We start from the raw sequence: 18,900 nt of genomic DNA on the forward strand, positions 1-18,900 counted from the left end.
GTTCCTAGCGCTGCTGGGTGGCGTGGTGATCGGGCTGCGTCGCGGGCTGCTCGTCGGTGATCGCCCGCAGAATGTCGGCGGCGCGGACCGCGACGTTCGACAGCAGGGACGAGGTCAACCCGTGACTGTGCTGGACCCCGCCGTTGAGGAAGATCCGTTCGGGAACGCTGGGCAGCCGCAGCCGGTAGTCCCGCTCGACAATCGGGCGCTCCCCCTCGAACGAGGACGACCCGTCGATGCTCGGCCCGAGCATGCTGCGCGTGTCTGCAGGGCGGAACCCGGTGGCGAAGACGGCAGCGTCGACCTCGAGCGTGGTGCTGCCCCGGTCTCCCAGGTCACGGATCGTCGCCGTGACCCCGTCGGCACTCTCGCTCAGCCGCTCGATGCCGGTGACGTTGTGCACGACCAGCCGGCGCACACCCCGCGTGCTTTCGTCGTACTCGCGCCGGAAGAGATCCCTGATCAGGTCGGCGTCGACAGCGGAGTAGTTGGTCTGCCAGTGAGAGTCCAGCAGCTGCTGCTTGAGCTCGGGCGGCGCGGTGAAGAACTCGTCGACCGCCTCCGGATCGAAGATGCGGTTGGCGTAGGGCGTGTCATCGGACGGGGAGTAGCCGAACCGGCGGAACGACGCGTGCACCTCCGCGTCGGGATACGAGTCGTGCAGGTACGCAGCGACCTCCGCGGCGCTCTGCCCGGACCCTACGACGAGGAACCGGCCGTGCGGCCGCGAGGGCAGTCCGGCGAGCCGGTCCAGCAGCTGATGGTTGTGGAACACCCGGGGGCCCGGCACGACCCCCTCCGGCAGCACCGGACGGATCCCGGAACCGATCACGACATGGCGGGCCGCGACCCTCGTCACCTCCGAGCCGTCGGCCACGGACTCGAGCGCGACCTCGAACCTGCCGTCGCTCCAGTCGATACGGGTCGCCCTCGTACCGTAGGAGACCGGCAGGCCGATCCGGCTCGCGGCCCAGCTCAGGTACCCGTGGAACTCACGCCTGGTCGGGAAGAACGTCTTGAGGTTGATGAAGTCGGACAGCCGCCCCTGCTCCTGCAGGTAGTTCAGGAACGTGAACGGACTGGTCGGGGTCCGCAGCGAGACCAGATCCTTCAGGAAGCTGATCTGCATGGTTGTGCCCGGCAACAACATCCCGTCGTGCCACCCGAACCGCGGCCGGACGTCGACGAACCGCGCCGTCAGCGGCCGGCCGGCCCCACGACGATCGTTCAGCTCCTCGATCGCGATCGCCAGACTCAGGTTCGACGGCCCGAATCCGATCCCCAGAACGTCGACCTCACCACTCAACTCATCCATCGTCATCCGGCTATCGGCCCCTCTTGCCACAGGTCGCGAACGAACGGCGTACTGACCGGCCATCCCTCATCGAGCGATGACAATAGCACCGCGACTTAGGTAAGCCTAACCACAGTTGGCGGACGCCGCTGCTCACGCGAGCGAGCCCGCGCGTCGCCCGATCACCATGCCCGCGGTCAGGCCGGCGCCCGTCGGGTAGTTCCCGCTGAACAGCCCCCCGAGCGTTTCACCGCACGCGAAGAGTCCGGGGATGGGCACGTCGGCCCGATCGAGCACCCGGCCGTCGACGTCACCGCGCAGGCCACCGAAGGTGAAGCTGATTCCGCACGTCACCGGGTACGCGGAGTACGGCGGCACCTCGACCGCCGAGGCCCAGTTGCTCTTGACCGGCTCCACCGATGCGCTGCGGCCGTCCTTGACCGTCGGATCGAGCGGACGACTGGTGTCGATCGACGAGTTGAACTCCCGCACCGTCCGCACGAATCCGTCGACATCGATCTCCAGGGCCGCGGCGAGTTCTTCGATGCTGTCGGCGACCACCGGGACGATCCCGGGCATCTCGTACTCGTACGCCGCCAGCATCGAGCGCGACTGCGCGTCGAAGACCTGGAACGCCACCGACCCCGGCTGCTCGAGGATCACCTTGCCGTACTTCGCGTACGTGTAGTTGCGAAAGTCAGCGCCTTCGTCGAGGAACCGTTGACCCCGGCGGTTGACCACGATGCCGAGCGGATAGCCGTACCGGCTGAGCCGGTTCGTCAGGGCACGATTGCTCTCGTTCTCGGGGAATGACGCGTCCCACGGAACGCTGTGGCACGTCGACCAGTCACCTCCACGATCCGCACCGATCTCCAGCGCCGCACTGATCAGGTCACCGGTGTTGTACGGCGTACCGCGCACCTTCGCGTGCTGCCAGCCGTCTCCCAGGTAGCGCTGACGCCATTCCGCGTTCGCCTCGAAACCGCCACTGGCGATCACCACCGACTCCGCCGGAAGCTCCTGGTCACCGATCCGAACGCCGACGACCGAACCACCGTCAGTCATCAGCCCGGTGACCGGGCAGTCGTACTGCACCTCGACTCCGAGTCGCGATGCGATCCGCTCGTGGACCGCCATCAGCCCGGGACCGCCGTCGACGTTGCTCACGTGCGATCCACCCCAGAACACGAAGGTCCCTTCGGGACTCTCGTGAGCCTGCCGCTCGTACATCAACTGGAATCGCAGTCCCAACCCGTGCAGCCAGCGGACAGCGTCCCGCGAGCCGTCGACGACCGCCTCGGCGAGTTCCTTGTCGCCGCGTCCCCCGGTGACCCGCTCCAGGTCGGCCAGGAACTCCGCCGCCGAGTACGACGGAACCTCGGTCCGCGCGTGACGCTCATCAGGCTCGAGGACGTCGAGCAGGTCATCGAGCCCGTCGTGCACCATCCGGGTCGACCCCAGCGTGTAGTAGCTGTTCCCACCGGCATGGGCCCGCGGCGCCTTCTCGAGCAGTACGACGCGCCGCCCCCGCTCGGCCGCGGCGTGCGCCGCGCAGTAACCGGCATTTCCGCCGCCCACGACCACAACCTCCGGATCGCGCATGTCCACCTCCCCCACCGACAACTACACTCCTCGGCAACCGAGCCGCTCAGTCTGCAGCGATTAGCTTAGCCTTACCTAAACTGAATGGTCTTGTGGCGTGGACCACTCCCGTGCCGAGCCGGGCGAGCGAGCGTGCGCCCGCTGCTCTGCGTCGACGGCCGCTGATAGACACGTCGCCGGCAGGCCAAGGCGTCGCGCAGTACGGCGGGCTGGACGTCGTCCTCGACAGCATCCAGCAACCGATCGATGCCGTGCGCAACGGAATCGCCAGCCCCTCCGCACGGAGCGTGGGCCGCCTGAACGAACCGCAGGCCAGAGCACCCAGGAAAAGGCGAAGGCCCGGATCCGATGATCCGGGCCTTCCACAGTAGCGGGGGCAGGATTTGAACCTGCGACCTCTGGGTTATGAGCCCAGCGAGCTACCGAGCTGCTCCACCCCGCGCCGCTTTGTTACTCGATGAGTTTAGATCATTCCCGCCGCGCGCCCAAATCGGGCCTGGAGGCCTGGGGGCCGTAGCGCCCGGTTGCCCACTGCGACAACACGATCACGCTCTGCTTGGCTGAGCCGCAACGCACCACTACCGCCGTCCAGCGTCAGTCCAGCGAAAGGCGAACACCATGAAGCTCTTGTCATCTCGTCTGCTCAACCAGCTGGCGTCAGCCGTCGCGATCGCCACCGTCGTCGCCGGCGGCGCGGCCGTGTCCACCGGTCCCGCCTCAGCGTCGCCCGCACCAGCCGTCACCGATGCGACCGCCGGCCCACAATCCCGCGCCGACAACGCGATCGCCTGGTTCGCCGCCCGCCAGGGCTCGACGGCGTACCAGGGCTACTGCGAGAAAGCAGTCGAGAACGCCTACGGCACCACCGGGATCTACGCGTCGGCCATCGCCAACTGGAACGCGGCGGTCAACCGAGGCGCCGCTCATCGTGGTGACCGGAACCCGCCCAAGGGTGCCCTGGTGTTCTGGAACATCAGTGCCTACGGCCACGTCGGCATCGCCACCGGGGACGGCAAGTTCTGGGCCACCAGCGTCAACGGCAAAATCGGTAAGGCCACGCTGCCCTACTTCTCCAACTACCTGGGGTGGGCACAGCCCAACTTCTGATGTAGATGCCCACGGCAACAGCCGGACCTGGACCTGGTCAGACACTGGTGTCCTCAGCGAACCTTGTACGCGCCCACCACGGTCTGATCAGTGCTGTTACCTGCCCTGTCCACCAAGTGAGCCCGCAGTGACACCGTCTGCCCCGCCGGGGTCGGGAACACCGCCCGGTACTTGTCCACTCCGTCGTGGACCACCCGGGCCGGCCGCCAGCTCGCACCACCGTCACCTGACACCTGTACCTCGAGCCTCTGCACGGCGGGCAGCCGCTGCCCTGGAAGTCCCTGCACCAGGACAGGAAGCACGGTGACCGGAGCCCGCTTGACCGTGTTGCGGGCGTCCACGTCCGGCAGGTAGCGGACGGCTCGCAGCGGGAACTGCTCCCGGTCGCCCCCGGCCGACGTGAACGTCGTCGTCACGTCGATCCGGGTACTCAACTCGGACACCGATCGGGTCATCGAGGTCTCGAACCGATAGCGCGCCGGGGCCGCCGGTACGTCGCCCACTTCGACGTACCCGAAGTCGGAGGATTCGGCGAGCAGCTTGCCGTCCCGGTACAGCTTGCCCGCCGCGCTGTCCGGTGTGACCGTGAACCACCCGTGCCCGTCGGCATCGAGGTGAGGGGAGAAGGCGAGTTGCAGATCGTCCCCGGCCCGTTCCGCGATCGCGGGGGCCGGTACCAGGGCTGCCGCGTTCCAGCGGTCCCGGTACGTTCGGCCGGCGGCGTACCGGGTCGGTGAGTCCACAGCTTGCGTGACTTCCAGCGGCCACGTGTCGTTCGGGTCCGGGCCGGGCTCGATCTCGGACACTTCGGTCTCCCACGCGTACCCTGGCTCGAACAGCATTCGGGTGGTGGCCGGGGTGTCGAAGCGTACGGTCGTGACCCACTGACGGGAGACGCCGGGCAGCGTCGGGATCAGGCTGGTCATCACCTGCCGCTTCGACGTCGCGTTGAAACTCCTCTCGACGATCCCCAGGTCCCGATCTTTGACGACGCGGCGCAACCCGTGTAGAACGCCCCTGCGCGCCGGTCGGCCGTTGCGTAGAGGTAGGGCGTGTTGGTGCCTGGAGCAATCAGATAGGCGACCGCGTGACCGGTCAGCTCGTCCGGCCCCGCGGCCGGGCCTTGCTGCGCGGTGAACAACCGATCGGCCGGCTCGGCCATGACAACGCGGCTGAACGAGTTCGCGCCGTCCGCACTTCGACGGTCGTGGCCAACGGCCAGCAGCCTCGACCGGGCCTCAGGACGGGCCGATGACCGTACGGTGACCTGACGGGCGGTACGGGCGTCCAGAACGACCGTGGAGTCCTTGGTCAGTTCGACGACCGGTTGGGTCAACTCATAGGCGTCCTGCCCGACGCCATCGGGCTGATCGACGATCTGACTGCTCGATACGGCGTACTCACCTTGTGGCAGGCGAACCTGCGCGGTGCCGGTGATGGATTCCACCAGTCCGTTGCCGACACCGAAGATCGTGCCGGCCGCGGACACACTCGGTGTGCCGTCGGGCCCGATCTGCCGCAGGGTCAGCAAGAAATCCTGGCCGTCCTTGGGCGGGGCGGGTTTGCTCCCGGTTGTTTGTACGCCGTCCAGCCACACTCTGTCCTTGTCGCCGGCACCGCGGCCGTGGAGAACGGCGACCGAGCGTGGCTTGGCCGGTCGGCCGGCGGCACCACCGGTCGCGGGGACCTGGCGGATGACCCGCGCCTCGGCCGGAGGCGACGGCCGCGCCGCGGCAGCGCCGGCCGGCGAATCGTCGGCCGGCGGCGGCGTGGCGGTGGCCACTCCCGTCAGGCCCGCCCCCAACAGCACCAAGGCGATGAGTACCGCGGATCGTCTGAACACTCTGGGCTCTCCTGTCGTGAACGTGGTCCTGGCAGAACCATCTGTTCAACAGACAGGTGACCCCTCCGAATGTTGCACGCCACACGGAAACGCCGCTGGTCCGGTCGGCTTGGCCCCGGGACGGTGGGACGCGCGGTTGTCCGCGCACCCCACTGCCAGGCTGGTTCCGGCGCCGTCAGCACTGCGCTTGGTGCACCAGATCGCGCCCGTACCCTCACGGTTGAACAAACAATTGGTCATGGCGTTACCGGACCCAGTGTGCTCGTCCGGGAATTCGGACGAATTCACTGGGATTTCCCCCGACAGATCAAGAATGCGAACCGGCCGCAGCTCCGTCGAGCAGAAATGACAAAGACCCTCTGACCGGTCGATTTCCCCAAGTCAGAGGGTCTTTCCTGGTAGCGGGGGCAGGATTTGAACCTGCGACCTCTGGGTTATGAGCCCAGCGAGCTACCGAGCTGCTCCACCCCGCGCCGTTGTCGTGTCTTGAGCTTAGGGGATGAGGGCACGCAGAACCAAATCGGGGCGGGAGGGATTTGGGGGCTCCCGGCGTCCAGCGGTGACACCCGCCGACCGGCTCCTAGGGGTGGAAGCCTTCCGCGGTGGCCAGTAGCGCTTCCTGGGGAAACCGCGAGCGATCGATGGTGAGCTCGGCGGCCAGGCCTGGTTCGACGAAGTAGAAGGCCTGGCCGTCCGTCACATAGCCGCCGTACGAGCCGATGCGTTGGGGGGTCAGCTCCCAGGTCGCGGGGTCCTTCTCGTGGTACTCGGTGAGGAACTCGCGGAGAGACTCCACGTCGGCGATGCGGTCGCCGCGGATGGTTTTCAGGCTGAGGTCGACGGTGGTCGCGTCGCCGGCCGTGGTCTCCCAGACCCGGCTGTGGAACGTCACCTCCTCCCACTCGTACTCGAAGTCGGACGAGGTGCCGACGTTTGCGGGGACGTGGGTGATGGTGAAGCCGTCCAAGGTGCACACCTCCGGTGGGGGGAACAAAGCGGCGAACAGGGCGATCACGACGAGACAGATCATGCCTAGAACATGCCGGGAAAGTACCCGGTGCAGAGCAACGGAAAAAGAGCTGTGGACAAAGGAGAACGGCGGCCTCCCCCAGGGGGAAGGCCGCCGTTCCAGGGGCTCAGCCGGTCGGTGACGTCGGTGGACTGGTCGGCGTCGGTGGGGCTGTCGGCGTCGGTGTCGGCGTTGTCGTCGGGTTCGGCAACAGTGCACCGGCCGCGACCGCCCTGGCCACCGCCGCCTCCGCCTTCTTGACGTTCGCTTGGTAGGCGCTCAGGTCGCCGCGCTTCAGCGCCGCGTCGGCGTCGGTGAACGCCTTGTCCGCATCCGCCAGCGCCTGTTTGATCGTCTGGTTCGCCGGTGGCTGCTGCGGCGGGTTCGGGTCGTCGGGTGTCTGGTCGTCAGGCGTGTTCACCGAGGTGTTGAACACCTTGGTGAGCGCCTCCGACAGTGAGCCACCGAAGGCGACCCGGTCACCGAACGACACCAGCACGTACCGCAGGACCGGGTAACTACCCGCACCCGACGTCCGCACCGAGTACACCGGCTGCACGTAGAGCAGACCGCCACCCAGCGGCAACGTCAGCAGGTTTCCGTACTGAGCCCGCGCGCCGCTGCTCGGCTGGTTGATCGGGAGCAGCGCCTGTCTGATCCCCTCGTCGGTCTGGAACTTGTTGTAGACCTGACCAGGACCTGGGATCTGCACGTTCCCTGGTAGTCGCAGGATCCTGAACTGCCCGTAGTCCGGTGACGACGCCTCCGCGTCGACGGCCATGAAGGCGGTCAGGTTCTCCCGTTCCGCGTTCGGCACGTAGACCGAGGTGAGCGAGAACTTCGGCGAGTCCTGCCCGGGCATCCGCAGCGACAGGTAGAAGGGCGGCTGGTTCTGCGCCGGCGAGTCCGCCGTGCCGGAGCCGGTCGGGTCGGCCGGGACGCGCCACAGGTCGCTGTTCTGGTACCAGGTGCCGGCGTCGTCCACGTGGTACTTGGCCAGCAGGTCGCGCTGCACCTTGAAGATGTCCTCGGGGTAGCGCAGGTGCGACATCAGCGCCGGCGAGATCTCCGACCGCGGCTTGACGGTGTCCGGGAACGCCTTCATCCAGGTCTTCAGCACCGGGTCCTTCTCGTCCCAGGCGTACAGCTCGACCGAACCGTCGTACGCGTTGACGACGGCCTTGACCGAGTTGCGGATGTAGTTGATCTCCTCGCTCGGCTGGGTCGCGACCGCCCCGCGCCCGGTGGTGGTGTCCCGGGTGCTGTCGTCGAGCGCGACCTTCTGCGAGTACGGGTAGTTCGCCGAGGTGGTGTAGCCGTCGACGATCCAGACCACCTGGCCGTCCACGACGGCCGGGTACGGGTCGCCGTCCGGGGTCAGCCACGGCGCGGCCTTCTCGACCCGCTCGCGCGGGTTGCGGTCGTACAGGATCTTCGACTCTTCGTTGACGCGCTGGGACAGCAGCAGGTTCGCGTCGCGGAACTTGGTGGCGTACAGCAACCGGTTGAAGAACGACCCGATCTGGACGCCGCCCTTGCCCTCGTAGGTGTTCAGCGTCGGGTCGCCGCCGCTCTTGCCCTCCGGGGTGTCCAGCTCGACCGAGGGAGCGCCCTTGGGCGCACCGACGACCGAGTAGTCCGGGGACTGCTCACCGAAGTAGATCCGCGGCTCGTACTCGCCGAGGTCGCCGGTCGGCGGCAGGTCCTTGGACGAGAAGACCGGCGAACCGTCGGCGGCCTTCTGGTTGCCGTTCGCCGCGACGACGCCGTAGCCGTGGGTGTACACGGTGTGGTCGTTGTTCCAGTTGCGCTGGCCGGCCGGGAGCCGGTCGACCTGCACCTCGCGGACCGCGATCACGGTGTCGCGGGTCTCGTTGCCGATCTTGTACCGGTCGACGTCGAGATCGGTCGGGAACGAGTAGAAGCCACGGACCTGCTGCAGCTGCTCGAACGTCGGGCCGACCACGCTCGGGTCGATCAGCCGGATCCCGGGCAGGACGTCGGCGTCGGAGCGCAGCTCCGCGGCGGTCACGTCCGGGTTGGTCTTGGCCGCGTAGTTCTCGACCTTGGCGTTCTCCAGCCCGTACGCCTGCTGGGTGGCCTCGATGTTCTTGGTGATGTACGGCGCCTCGCGGACCGGCTCGCTCGGGCGGACCCTGAGCTGCTGCAGCGCCGCAGGCCAGAGTGCACCGAGCAGGACGGCGGACAGGATCAGGACGACGGTCCCGACTCCCGGCAGCAGCCACGTCCGCCGGACGACGTTCGCGAAGAACAACCCGGCGCAGAGTAGCGCGATGACCGCCAGGATCTCCTTGCTCGGTAGGACCGCGTTGTCACCGGTGTAGGAGATACCGGTGAACAGGCGGCTGTCGGACGTCGTCAGGCCGTACCGGTCGAGCCAGTAGCTGAACGCCTTGAGCAGGACCAGCAGACCGAGCAGCACGGAGAACTGCACCTGCGCCGCGCCGGAGGCCTTCTGCCCCTTCGCGGACGGGCGGAAGCCGCCGTACAGGTAGTGGGTGATGATCGCGGCGACCAGCGACAGCAGGACGATCGAGTAGCCGAAGCCGAGCAGGACGCGCAGCCACGGGTAGTCGAAGACGAAGAACGCGATGTCCATGTTGAAGTGCTTGTCGGTCACCCCGAACGGCGTGCGGTTGCGCCAGGCCAGGAAGACCTTCCACTCCCCCGACGCCGCGGAGCCGCCGAAGACCAGCATCAGCGTGCCGAGCACCCCGACCGCGATCTTGCCGCGCGACTGCAGGAGCTCGCCGTACCGCTCGAAGCCCGGGCTGGGCGACGGAGCGAGGGCGACCCGCGGCCTGGTCCGGTACGCGACGATGACGTTGGCCACGACGGCGGCCGCCATCAGCAGACCGACGACGACGAACAGCAGCACCCGGGTGCCGAGCACGGTGCTGAAGACCGAACTCAGGTCGACCGAGCGGTACCACAGCCGCTGCGTCCAGACGTCGGTGAAGACGCTGAAAAGAATGAGCAGCACGACCAGCGTGGCGATCGTTGGCAGCAACGCCTTGGGGCGTTGGCCGGGAGTTCGCCGCGAACGCCGCGGCTCCTCCGGCATGTCGTAAACGCCGTCGCTCATGGCTTACTTCTCCTCGCCGCTGGAAGGCTCGAATGTCAGTGACAGTACTTGGCAGAGGGTAGGAACCAAGTCGATGCCGGTCAGGACGGCACTGTCTTCGTCGTGCGTACGGAGCCGGACGGCGCCGAACTGCTCGCCGTCACGCAGTACGGCGGCCACCATCCGCACCTCGTGCCGGCGCGGGTCGCTGCCGGCCATCCGGGCCAGCTCGGCGTCGGACTCGGCCTCGGACAGACCCGACTCGACCGAGGCCGGCAGTACGACGCGCTCGAGCGCCAGCGCGCAGCCGGACACTCCGTCGGGCCACTCGATCTGACCCAGTACGTCGGCCAGGTCGCTGTCGTCGACCCCGCCGGGCAGCTCGCCCTGGGCCACCGGCGTCAGCGGCTGGGCCGCGTCGTCGGCGCCGAGCTCGGCCGCCAGCTGCGGCTCGGCGGCCAGCAGCTCCTTGGTGGCCACCAGCGCGAACAGCTGCGCGGGCTGGTCCCAGCCGGCGCTGCTGACGTGCTTCTCGATCTCCACCACCGCTCGGCTGAGCGCGTCGGCGGGCAGGTTGTCTATCGCGTGCATGCGGGGACGTCTCCAGTTCCGGCGGACAGTGCCTTCAGGGCGCCGATGGCGTCGTTCAGGGTGCTGATCTTCACCAGCTGGATGCCGTCCACGCCGGCGTGCAGGGCGGCTTCGCAGTTCGGGGCCGGGACCAGGAAGACCGTGGCACCGTCGTTCTTGGCGCCGGCGATCTTCTGCTGGATGCCGCCGATCGCGCCGACCTGGCCGAGCGCGTCGATGGTGCCGGTGCCGGCCACGTGCCGGCCGGCCAGCAGCGGGCCCGGCGTCAGCTTGTCGTAGATGGCCAGGGCGAACGCCGTACCGGCGCTCGGTCCGCCGATGTCCTGGCCGAGGTTGACGCTCACCTTGACCGGCGAGTCGACGCCGATCGTGATGCCGACCATCGGCCGGGTCTCGTCGCCGGGCGTCGCGGCGGCCTTGACCACCACGGTCTGCTCGGCGCCGCCGCGGCGGATCAGGAAGCTGACGTCCGCGCCGACCTTGTTCTTGCGGACCAGCTCGCCGACCTGCGGGACCTGGGTTGCGGCCACGCCGCCGACCTTCAGCACGACGTCACCGGGCTTGAGCTTGCCGTCGGCCGGGCTGTCCTTCGACACCGACGAGACCTTCGGGTGGAACGGCACCTTGGCGGCCTGCAGCGCGGCGGCGACCGCGCTGTCCTGCGAGCCGGTCATCTCGGCCGTGTTCTGCTCCTCCACCTGGTCCGCGCTCTGCTCGGGCGGGTAGATGATGTCGCGCGGGAACAGGTCGTGGTGCGGGTCGAGCCAGTTGCGCATCGCCTGCGGCAGCGTCAGGTCGCGGTCCGGCGAGGTGACCGAGACCGTGGTCAGGTCCAGCTGGCCGGTGGTCGGGAAGACCTCGTGGCCGGTGACGTCGATCACCGCCTTGCCGTTGGCCGTGCCGAGCGTGTCCTTCACCGGGCCCGGGCTGAACGACACGAACGGCACCGGGAACACCGTGACCAGTCCGAGCGAGAAGACGAGCACGATGATGGCGGTGACCAGCGTGGCGGTACGACGTGTCACGAACCCTGCCTTTGCCCCTGAACAGTGGACTTGTGGAAGAAACCGCGCAGCCCTGGGCGCCGGGCGGGAGTGGCCCGGGGGCCGGGAGCGGCGAGCGCGTCGGTGAAGCGGCGGAAGTCCTCGACCGAGGCGAAGGCTCCACCGGTACGCCGGGAGCCGCGCCTGCGCCCGCGCCAGGCCGCCCAGCCCATCGCCAGGACGGTCGCGGCCAGCGGGAACGCCAGCCAGGCCAGGACCCTCATCCGGTCACCTTCGCAGTCACCGTCCCAATTGCTGTCATGGGCCCAGCGTACGGGTCAGCAGGCACCGACCCACTCGCTCGCACCATCGGTGAAGTGCTGGTGTTTCCAAATCGGGACCTCCGCCTTGAGATCGTCGATCAACCGGCGGCAGGCGGCGAAGGCCAGGTCGCGGTGCGCGGCGGCCACGGCGACGATCACGGCGGCGTCGCCGATCACCAGCGGACCGGTCCGGTGCACCGCCGCGAGAGCGGTCACGCCGGGGTCCGCGCAGATCCGCTCGGCCACCTTGCGCAGGTGCTCGAGCGCCTCGGGATGCGCCTCGTAGGTCAGCTGATCGACCGGGCGCGCGTCGTCGTGGTTGCGCACCGTGCCGACGAACAGCGCCGTGCCGCCGGCGGACGGGTCCGCGACGGCGGCCAGGACTTCGTCGCTCGACAGCACCGTGTCGCGGATGTCCAGCAGCCTGATCGCGTCGCTCATGACTTTCCTCGTTTCCGACCGTGATTGCACACGGTATCCCAGCGGGTTCGCGGACGGCGTACCGGCAAACCGTTCGCCCCTGGAGGAACGGTAGCCCGCCACCGGTACGTTGGAGTTGTACGCCCCACCTGCACAGGAAGGCCACCGAGATGAGCGACGAACCGGACAACCCGTTCAAGGGAACTCCGTTCGAGGCCATGTTCCAGCAGTTCTCCGGTGCGGCCGGCCCGGGCGGCACCCCTGACCTGAACGCGATCTTCGCGCAGGTGCAGCAACTGCTGAGCGGCCAGACCGACGGCAAGCCGGTGAACTGGGACCTGGCCAAGGACATCGCCCGCAAGACCGTCGCCGCGAACGGCGACCGGTCCGTCACGGCGAACGACAACGACCGCGTCGCCGACGCCGTCCGGCTGGCCGAGCACTGGCTCGACCAGGCGACGACGTTGCCCGAGGCCTCGACCACCTCCGCGGCCTGGAGCCGGGCGGAGTGGGTGGAGAACACACTGCCCACCTGGCAGACCGTGGTCGACCCGGTGGCCGAGCACGTCGCCGGCGCGATGGGTACGGCGCTGCCGGCCGAGGCCCAGCAGCTGGCCGGGCCGATGGCGGGCATGCTCCGCCAGCTCGGCGGCACCGTCTTCGGCGCACAGGTCGGCCAGGCACTGGGCGAGCTGGCCGGCGAGGTCGTCAGCTCGTCCGACATCGGGCTGCCGCTGGGACCGGCCGGGCAGGCGATCCTGCTGCCGGACAACGTGGCCAAGTTCTCCGAGGGCCTCGGCGTGACCGACGAGGACGTCCGGCTCTACCTGGCGCTGCGCGAGTGCGCGCACCAGCGGCTGTTCGCCGGTGCGCCGTGGCTGCGGCAGCACCTGTTCTCGCACGTCGCCGACTACGCGGCCGGCATCCAGGTGGACACCGGCAAGATCGAGTCCGCGATGTCCGAGGTCGACATGCAGAACCCGGAGGCCCTGCAGTCCGCGCTGGCCGGCGGGCTGTTCGAGCCCGAGGACTCCGAGCAGCAGAAGGCGGCGCTGGTCCGGCTGGAGACGGCGCTCGCGCTGGTCGAGGGCTGGGTCGACGACGTCGTCCGGGAAGCCACCAAGGACCGGATGCCGGCGGCGGTGCAGCTGGCAGAGACCGTACGGCGGCGCCGCGCGGCGGGCGGCCCGGCCGAGCAGACGTTCGCCACGCTGGTCGGTCTGCAGCTGCGGCCGCGCCGGCTGCGGGACGCTGCGAACCTGTGGGCCGCCGTACGGGATGCCCGGGGCTCGGAAGGCCGCGACGAGCTGTGGTCGCACCCGGACCTGCTGCCGACAACGAGCGACCTGGACGACCCGATCGGTTTCGCCCAGCAGACGGCCGGCTCAGAGCTGTCCGACTCGGACATCTCGGACTTCCTGGACCAGGCCGACAAGGACGACCAGGCACCGAAGGACGAGGGCGGCGACTCGGCCCCGGGCAGCGACGGCGACAAGGACAAGTGACGCTGCACGACGACGCCACCGCCGTACTGACTCGCTGGACTCCCCCGGACGCGGCACAGGCCGCGCTCCGGGAGCACTACTTGCGCTACCTGGCCGAGCACGCGGACGGCATGTGGCGCAGTAGCCGGCCGGAGCACCTCACGGCGTCGGCGCTGGTCGTCGACGCCGGGCAGGGCCGGGTGCTGCTCACCCTGCACCGGCTGGTCGGCCGGTGGCTGCAGCTGGGTGGGCACTGCGAGTCTGGTGACACCACGCTGGCCGGGGCCGCGCTGCGCGAGGCGACCGAGGAGTCCGGGCTGTCCGACCTGAAGGTCAGCGCTGAGCCGCTGCAGTTGTCGCGGCATCTGATCGAGGCCGGTGGGTGCAGCGGCGCGCACCACTTGGATGTGCAGTTCCTGGTGACCGCTACGGCCGGGACCGACTACGTGGTCAGCGAGGAGTCGCACGACCTGGCGTGGTTCGGCGTCGACGCATTGCCGGTTGATCTCGACCACACCGTCGCCGAGTTGGTCGGACGCCTCTGAGGGGTGCGCGGGCCGGTCCCTGTGATCCGGCCCGCGCACGTCTGTCCGGCGTTCGTCGCTCCCCCCAACGCCCGGACCCGCCGGTATCACCGCCCCTGAACGGCACCGACGGGTTTGTCCCGGTTGCGGCGAACAGCCCTGGTGGACACCCCCAGGTCCCCGCTGACAGGTGAAACGAGCCAGACCCGTGAAGGTGACGGATCAGGTAGTTACTTTCCGCGGAGAAGCGCGCGGGTGGCGTCCCAGCCTTCGAGGCCGGGATCGAGGCGGGCCAGATCCGCGCCGGAGCGGAGGCGGTGCCAGCCGGGGCCGAGGGCTACCGCGTGGCGGCGGGGCTTGAGGTGTTCGAGCGTGCCCAGCGGGGTGTCGAAGGCCGGGTCGGCCGCGGCGACCCAGGGAGCGACCGGCCGCCGTACGCCGATCGCGCAGAGGGAGCCGTCCTCCGCCGGCGTCACCGCGATGTCCGCTGACGAGAGGGCTCGGAAGAGCTTGCCGATCAGGAGTCCGGGCAGATCCGGTACGTCGTGGCTGACGGCCACGGTCGCCGCGGTCGCGCCGGCCTTGTCGACGGCGTCCAGCACCGAGTCCGCGGCGTACACCGGAGTACCGGGCCAGGTGAGGGCTGCGATCGCTGCGAGCCCAGCAGCGTCTCCCCCGACGACAGCAACAGCCACCTCGACCAGATCGAGCGCGGCCAGCACCTCGTAGGTGTCCTCGGCCAGCGCCAGCCGCCAGGCCTCCGGCTCGCGGCCGGGCGGGGCCCACGTGCCGACCGCCGGCACCACCAGCACTACTACCCGTCGGTCGATCACCGGGCTGAGCCTAGCCGTGCAGTGTCCGCAGCAGGCGCAGTGCCACCTGTACGTCGAGGGCGCGCTCCGGCTCCTGCCAGCCGTCGCCAAGCAGAGCGGTGATCCGATCCAGGCGCTGCTGGACCGTGTTGGGGTGGATGTGCAGGGCCGTGGCGGCTCGGGTCGGGCTCTGCCCGGCGGCGAAGTAGGCCTCGAGCGTGCCGACCAGGTCGGTGCCTCGCTGGGAGTCGTAGGCGGTCACCGGTCCGAGGACGTGGGCGACGTGCGCCTTGACGTCGACGGTGGCTGCTCCGACCAGCCCGGCGACGCCCAGGTCGTCCGGTGTGGCTGCCTGGCCGGACTTGCCGAGGCGGAGCATGGTCGAAGCCAGCCGGGTCGCCTGCTGGTAGGTGTCGACGAGCGGCTGGCCCCAGCGCGCCGGACCGGTGATGGCAATCGTCAGCCCGCAGCGACGGGCGACGTCGTTCAGGGCTCGCGCTGTCGCGACCGTGTCGGGCTCGGCGAGCAGTAGCACGAGGTCACCGGCGTACGGGCCTGCTAGTACGAGGCGCAGTGAAGCAGGCAGACGAGCCAGTACGCCGGTGTGGTCGCCACGGCAGACCGCCACGACCAGCTGCGTCGGCAGACGCCGGGTCGGGTCGAGCAGCCGGAGCCGGTCAGCCAGCGCACGCGGGTCGGCGGTGCCGCTGACAGCATCAGCCAGCAGGTCGGCCTGCGCCCGCTGCGACTGCTCGGCCGCCTGCCGGCGGAACAGCAGGACGAGAGCCGTGACGACAGCAGCCCGCTCCACGATCCGCTGGTCCGCGGCGGGCAGCGAGGCCACTCCCCCGATCACCAGCGCACCCAGCCGCTCCCCCTGAGCCGTGACCGCCACCATCCAGCCCGAACCGCTCCGGACCAAGCGGCCCGAGTCAGACGCCGCAACAGCCTTGGCAGCAAGGGCCCTGTCGACCTGACCGGCCGCGGCAAGCTCGTTGCCCAGCGCATCGAACAGCACGACCCACACGTCCAGCAGCTCGGCCAGCGCGGCAGCGATCGCGTCGACGTCCCCTCCGGACAGCACGATGTCTGCGAACCGGTCGTGCGCAGCCGCGGCGTGCTCCACTCCGGCGTGAGCCTCCGACAACTGCTCCAGCGCTGCAGCTGTCTCAGCGGCGGCCCGGACCTGCACGATGGTCACCGCGGCCAGTGCCGCCAGCGAGCCGAGCAGGGCCACCTCGTCACGGCTGAAGGGCCGGGCGGTGCGGTTGGAGGCGAACAGCACGCCGACGAACGCGCCGTCCACGATCAGCGGCGTACCGAGGATGGCCACCAGGCCCTCCTCCCCGACGGCCGAGTCGATCGGTCCCGTGTGCCGGAAGCGGTGGTCGCTCGGGTAGTCGGCGGTCCAGTAGGGCTTGTGGGTCTCGGCGACCAGTCCGCCGAGTCCGGCGCCCAGCGGGAGGCGTACCTGCTGGAAGGTCGCCGAGATCGACCCGTCGGTGGCGCGCATGTAGGTGTCGCCGCGCGCGTCGTCGTACAGGGTCAGGTAGGCGACGTCGGTGCCGATCAGGGTGCGGGCGCGGTGCACGATGGTGTGCAGGACCCGTCCCGGGGCACGGGCCGACGCCAGCTCGAGAGCGATGTCCACCAGAGCGGTGAGCTCGGCTTCACGCTTCCGGCCGGCGTCCATGGCCCTCCTCCTACACCTGTGCGAGGTCTCGTTTGCTGGTCTCGCCGTAGCTCATCACGGCGACCAGCGAGATCACCGAACACACTGCCACGTAGATCGAGATCGCGTAGCCCGTGTCGTACGCCTTCAGCAGCGCGACCGCGATGAACGGCGCCAGGCCGCCCGCGACGATCGAGGCCAACTGGTAGCCGACCGAGACCCCGGAGTACCGGACTCTCGTCCCGAACAGCTCGGTGAAGAACGACGCCTGCGGCCCGTACATCGCGCCGTGCAGCACCAGCCCGACGGTCACCGCCAAGGTCGCCAGCGCGAAGTTCTTCGTGTCCACGAAGGCGATGAAGACGAACGCCCAGATCCCGACCCCGGCCGCGCCGAACAGGTACACCGGTTTGCGGCCGATCCGGTCCGACAGCGCGCCCCACAGCGGGATCGCGCAGAAGTGGATCGCCGCCGCGATCAGGACGGCGTTCAGCGCGAACGACTTGCCCAGCCCGAGGTGGTCCTTGGCGTACGTCGCGATCACGATCGTGAAGATGTAGTAGCTGACGTTCTCGGCCATCCGGGCGCCCATCGCGGTCAGGATCTCGCGCGGGTACTTGGTGATCACCTCGACGAACGGGATCTTCTCGCTCGGCTCCTGGTTGGCCCGCGCCTGCTTGAACAGCGGCGACTCCTCGATTCGCAGCCGCACCCACAGACCCACCAGAACCAGCACCGCGGACAGCAGGAACGGGATCCGCCAGCCCCATGAGTTGAACGCCGCGTCACTCTGGAAGGCCGCGAGCCCCGCCAGGACGCCGTTCGCGATCAGCTGCCCGGCAGGCGCGCCGGCCTGCGGCCACGACGCCCAGAAACCACGCCGGGCCGGGTCGCCGTGCTCGGACACGATCAGCACCGCGCCACCCCACTCGCCGCCGAGCGCGAAGCCCTGGATCAGCCGCAGCACGGTCAGCAGGATCGGGGCCAGCGCACCGACCTGCGCGTACGTCGGCAGCAGCCCGATCGCGAAGGTGGCCAGACCCATCATCAGCAGCGACAGCACCAGCAGGTTCTTCCGGCCGATCCGGTCGCCGAAGTGGCCGAACACGACCCCGCCGATCGGCCGGGCGAAGAACCCGACCGCGAAGGTGGCGAAGCTGAGCAGGGTGCCGGTGAGCTGCTCGCCCTTGGGGAAGAACAGGTCGCCGAAGACGACGGACGCGGCGACGCCGTACAGGAAGAAGTCGTACCACTCGACGGTGGTGCCGACCAGGCTGGCGCCGACCACGCGGGCGATCGGGGTCCGCTCGCGGACCGGTTCTGTGGACGTGGACATGCGGGCTCCTTAGTGGGCGGTCCAGCCGCCGTCGAGGACGAACGAGCTCCCCGTGAGTGAGGCCGACGACGGGCCGCAGAGCAGCGCGACCACCTCGGCGACCTCGGCCGGCTCGATCAGCCGCTTCACGGCGACCGGTTCGAGCAGGATCTTGTCCAGCACCTCCGCCTCGGTCAGGCCGTGGACGACGGCCTGGTCGGCGAGCTGGGCAGTGACCAGCGGCGTCCTCACGTACGCCGGGTTCACGCAGTTGCTGGTGACGCCGTGCGCGGCGCCCTCCAGCGCGACGACCTTGCTGAGGCCCTCGAGCCCGTGCTTGGCCGCGACGTACGCCGCCTTGAACGGGCTGGCCCGCAGGCCGTGCACCGAGCTGATGTTGACCACGCGGCCCCAGCCGGCGCCGTACATGTGCGGCAGGCTCTGCCGGATCAGGCGGAACGGTGACTCGAGCATGAGCCGCAGGATGTAGCCGAACCGCTCCGGCGGGAACTGCTCGACCGGAGCGACCAGCTGGACACCCGCGTTGTTCACCAGCACGTCGACGTCGGTCGGCAGGTCCGGCAGCCGGTCCAGGTCGGACAGGTCGGCCTGTACGGCGTCGATGCCGTCACCGGCCACCGCCTGCAGCCCGTCGGCGTCGTAGTCGACCGCCACGACGCGCAGGCCCTCAGCGGCGAGCCGGTGGGCGCAGGCCGCGCCGATCCCGGACGCGGCGCCGGTGACTAGGGCACGACGTGGTGTGGTCATGCGGAGACTGTAGGAAGCTGAATGCCTTGCAGCTATGGGCTGGCGGCACACAGCTGCGCCGCCAGCCA

At 69.3% G+C, this 18,900-nt stretch carries 17 protein-coding genes and 2 tRNA genes; 3 read left to right on the forward strand and 16 right to left on the reverse strand.

Translation table 11 applies throughout. The annotated features are described in order from the left end of the window. Positions 1 to 4: 4 nt before the first annotated feature. From HDA39_RS19530 to HDA39_RS19540, 3 genes are all read right to left on the reverse strand, one after another. The gene (locus HDA39_RS19530; RefSeq protein ID WP_184797007.1) at positions 5 to 1,315 is read right to left on the reverse strand and encodes a lysine N(6)-hydroxylase/L-ornithine N(5)-oxygenase family protein; all 1,311 of its coding nucleotides are present in this window, start codon (positions 1,313 to 1,315) and stop codon (positions 5 to 7) included. Between the two features lie 132 nt (positions 1,316 to 1,447). After that, positions 1,448 to 2,896: an FAD-dependent tricarballylate dehydrogenase TcuA gene (gene tcuA / locus HDA39_RS19535; RefSeq protein ID WP_184797009.1), complete on the reverse strand. Its 1,449-nt coding sequence runs from the start codon at positions 2,894 to 2,896 to the stop codon at positions 1,448 to 1,450. A 368-nt stretch (positions 2,897 to 3,264) separates the two neighbouring features. After that, positions 3,265 to 3,338, reverse strand: a tRNA-Met gene (locus HDA39_RS19540). A gap of 176 nt (positions 3,339 to 3,514) precedes the next feature. Here HDA39_RS19540 and HDA39_RS19545 point away from each other — a divergent pair. Continuing rightward, complete coding sequence (locus HDA39_RS19545; protein WP_184797011.1) at positions 3,515 to 4,003, forward strand: NlpC/P60 family protein; 489 nt, start codon at positions 3,515 to 3,517, stop codon at positions 4,001 to 4,003. Positions 4,004 to 4,056: 53 nt separating this feature from the next. Here the strand turns inward: HDA39_RS19545 and HDA39_RS19550 are convergent, their stop codons facing one another. The 9 genes from HDA39_RS19550 to HDA39_RS19590 all read right to left on the reverse strand — a co-directional run bounded on the left by HDA39_RS19550 (position 4,057) and on the right by HDA39_RS19590 (position 12,278). After that, entirely contained in the window at positions 4,057 to 4,929 is an 873-nt protein-coding gene (locus HDA39_RS19550; protein ID WP_184797013.1) for a hypothetical protein, read from the reverse strand. Further along, the gene (locus HDA39_RS19555; protein ID WP_184797015.1) at positions 4,929 to 5,600 is read right to left on the reverse strand and encodes a hypothetical protein; all 672 of its coding nucleotides are present in this window, start codon (positions 5,598 to 5,600) and stop codon (positions 4,929 to 4,931) included. The genes HDA39_RS19550 and HDA39_RS19555 overlap by 1 nt, the downstream gene beginning before the upstream one ends. Before the next feature lie 642 nt (positions 5,601 to 6,242). Beyond that, positions 6,243 to 6,319, reverse strand: a tRNA-Met gene (locus HDA39_RS19560). 107 nt (positions 6,320 to 6,426) lie between these two features. Next, positions 6,427 to 6,876, reverse strand: a complete 450-nt coding sequence (locus HDA39_RS19565) for a hypothetical protein (RefSeq protein WP_184797017.1) — start codon at positions 6,874 to 6,876, stop codon at positions 6,427 to 6,429. Between the two features lie 106 nt (positions 6,877 to 6,982). After that, complete coding sequence (locus tag HDA39_RS19570; RefSeq protein ID WP_184797019.1) at positions 6,983 to 9,961, reverse strand: UPF0182 family membrane protein; 2,979 nt, start codon at positions 9,959 to 9,961, stop codon at positions 6,983 to 6,985. A 3-nt stretch (positions 9,962 to 9,964) separates the two neighbouring features. Continuing rightward, positions 9,965 to 10,531, reverse strand: coding sequence for a PPA1309 family protein (locus tag HDA39_RS19575; protein ID WP_184797021.1), 567 nt, complete (start codon positions 10,529 to 10,531; stop codon positions 9,965 to 9,967). Continuing rightward, positions 10,519 to 11,556 (reverse strand): PDZ domain-containing protein, encoded by a 1,038-nt coding sequence (locus HDA39_RS19580; protein ID WP_184797023.1) that lies wholly within the window; start codon positions 11,554 to 11,556, stop codon positions 10,519 to 10,521. The genes HDA39_RS19575 and HDA39_RS19580 overlap by 13 nt, the downstream gene beginning before the upstream one ends. Continuing rightward, a complete protein-coding gene (locus HDA39_RS19585) occupies positions 11,553 to 11,798 on the reverse strand; it encodes a hypothetical protein (protein ID WP_184797026.1) in 246 nt (81 codons plus the stop codon). The genes HDA39_RS19580 and HDA39_RS19585 overlap by 4 nt, the downstream gene beginning before the upstream one ends. A 54-nt stretch (positions 11,799 to 11,852) precedes the next feature. Further along, positions 11,853 to 12,278, reverse strand: a complete 426-nt coding sequence (locus HDA39_RS19590; RefSeq protein WP_184797028.1) for a molybdenum cofactor biosynthesis protein MoaE — start codon at positions 12,276 to 12,278, stop codon at positions 11,853 to 11,855. A 149-nt stretch (positions 12,279 to 12,427) separates the two neighbouring features. Here HDA39_RS19590 and HDA39_RS19595 point away from each other — a divergent pair, with 149 nt between their 5' ends. Further along, positions 12,428 to 13,762, forward strand: a complete 1,335-nt coding sequence (locus tag HDA39_RS19595; protein ID WP_202893057.1) for a zinc-dependent metalloprotease — start codon at positions 12,428 to 12,430, stop codon at positions 13,760 to 13,762. Further along, a complete protein-coding gene (locus HDA39_RS19600) occupies positions 13,759 to 14,286 on the forward strand; it encodes an NUDIX domain-containing protein (protein ID WP_184797030.1) in 528 nt (175 codons plus the stop codon). The genes HDA39_RS19595 and HDA39_RS19600 overlap by 4 nt, the downstream gene beginning before the upstream one ends. Positions 14,287 to 14,495: 209 nt before the next feature. Here HDA39_RS19600 and HDA39_RS19605 read toward each other — a convergent pair whose 3' ends face one another. The 4 genes from HDA39_RS19605 to HDA39_RS19620 are packed head-to-tail and all read right to left on the reverse strand — an operon-like array spanning position 14,496 to position 18,832. Beyond that, positions 14,496 to 15,098 carry a DUF2064 domain-containing protein gene (locus tag HDA39_RS19605; RefSeq protein ID WP_202893058.1) on the reverse strand — a complete coding sequence of 201 codons (603 nt, stop codon included), beginning with the start codon at positions 15,096 to 15,098 and terminating at the stop codon, positions 14,496 to 14,498. A 10-nt stretch (positions 15,099 to 15,108) separates the two neighbouring features. Beyond that, on the reverse strand, positions 15,109 to 16,770 hold the full coding sequence (locus HDA39_RS19610) for a helix-turn-helix domain-containing protein (RefSeq protein WP_184797032.1): 1,662 nt from the start codon (positions 16,768 to 16,770) through the stop codon (positions 15,109 to 15,111). A gap of 10 nt (positions 16,771 to 16,780) precedes the next feature. Further along, on the reverse strand, positions 16,781 to 18,085 hold the full coding sequence (locus HDA39_RS19615) for an MFS transporter (RefSeq protein WP_184797033.1): 1,305 nt from the start codon (positions 18,083 to 18,085) through the stop codon (positions 16,781 to 16,783). Between the two features lie 9 nt (positions 18,086 to 18,094). Further along, positions 18,095 to 18,832 (reverse strand): SDR family NAD(P)-dependent oxidoreductase, encoded by a 738-nt coding sequence (locus HDA39_RS19620; protein ID WP_184797035.1) that lies wholly within the window; start codon positions 18,830 to 18,832, stop codon positions 18,095 to 18,097. Positions 18,833 to 18,900: the final 68 nt, after the last annotated feature.

It is taken from the genome of Kribbella italica (assembly GCF_014205135.1).
GTDB lineage: Bacteria > Actinomycetota > Actinomycetes > Propionibacteriales > Kribbellaceae > Kribbella > Kribbella italica.

Coding starts and splice junctions, on each gene's coding strand:
- HDA39_RS19530 (WP_184797007.1), bottom strand. CDS start 1,315: ATGGATGAGTTGAGTGGTGAGGTCGACGTTCTGGGGATCGGATTCGGG.
- tcuA (WP_184797009.1), bottom strand. CDS start 2,896: ATGCGCGATCCGGAGGTTGTGGTCGTGGGCGGCGGAAATGCCGGTTAC.
- HDA39_RS19545 (WP_184797011.1), top strand. CDS start 3,515: ATGAAGCTCTTGTCATCTCGTCTGCTCAACCAGCTGGCGTCAGCCGTC.
- HDA39_RS19550 (WP_184797013.1), bottom strand. CDS start 4,929: ATGACCAGCCTGATCCCGACGCTGCCCGGCGTCTCCCGTCAGTGGGTC.
- HDA39_RS19565 (WP_184797017.1), bottom strand. CDS start 6,876: ATGATCTGTCTCGTCGTGATCGCCCTGTTCGCCGCTTTGTTCCCCCCA.
- HDA39_RS19570 (WP_184797019.1), bottom strand. CDS start 9,961: ATGAGCGACGGCGTTTACGACATGCCGGAGGAGCCGCGGCGTTCGCGG.
- HDA39_RS19575 (WP_184797021.1), bottom strand. CDS start 10,531: ATGCACGCGATAGACAACCTGCCCGCCGACGCGCTCAGCCGAGCGGTG.
- HDA39_RS19585 (WP_184797026.1), bottom strand. CDS start 11,798: ATGAGGGTCCTGGCCTGGCTGGCGTTCCCGCTGGCCGCGACCGTCCTG.
- HDA39_RS19590 (WP_184797028.1), bottom strand. CDS start 12,278: ATGAGCGACGCGATCAGGCTGCTGGACATCCGCGACACGGTGCTGTCG.
- HDA39_RS19595 (WP_202893057.1), top strand. CDS start 12,428: ATGAGCGACGAACCGGACAACCCGTTCAAGGGAACTCCGTTCGAGGCC.
- HDA39_RS19610 (WP_184797032.1), bottom strand. CDS start 16,770: ATGGACGCCGGCCGGAAGCGTGAAGCCGAGCTCACCGCTCTGGTGGAC.
- HDA39_RS19615 (WP_184797033.1), bottom strand. CDS start 18,085: ATGTCCACGTCCACAGAACCGGTCCGCGAGCGGACCCCGATCGCCCGC.
- HDA39_RS19620 (WP_184797035.1), bottom strand. CDS start 18,832: ATGACCACACCACGTCGTGCCCTAGTCACCGGCGCCGCGTCCGGGATC.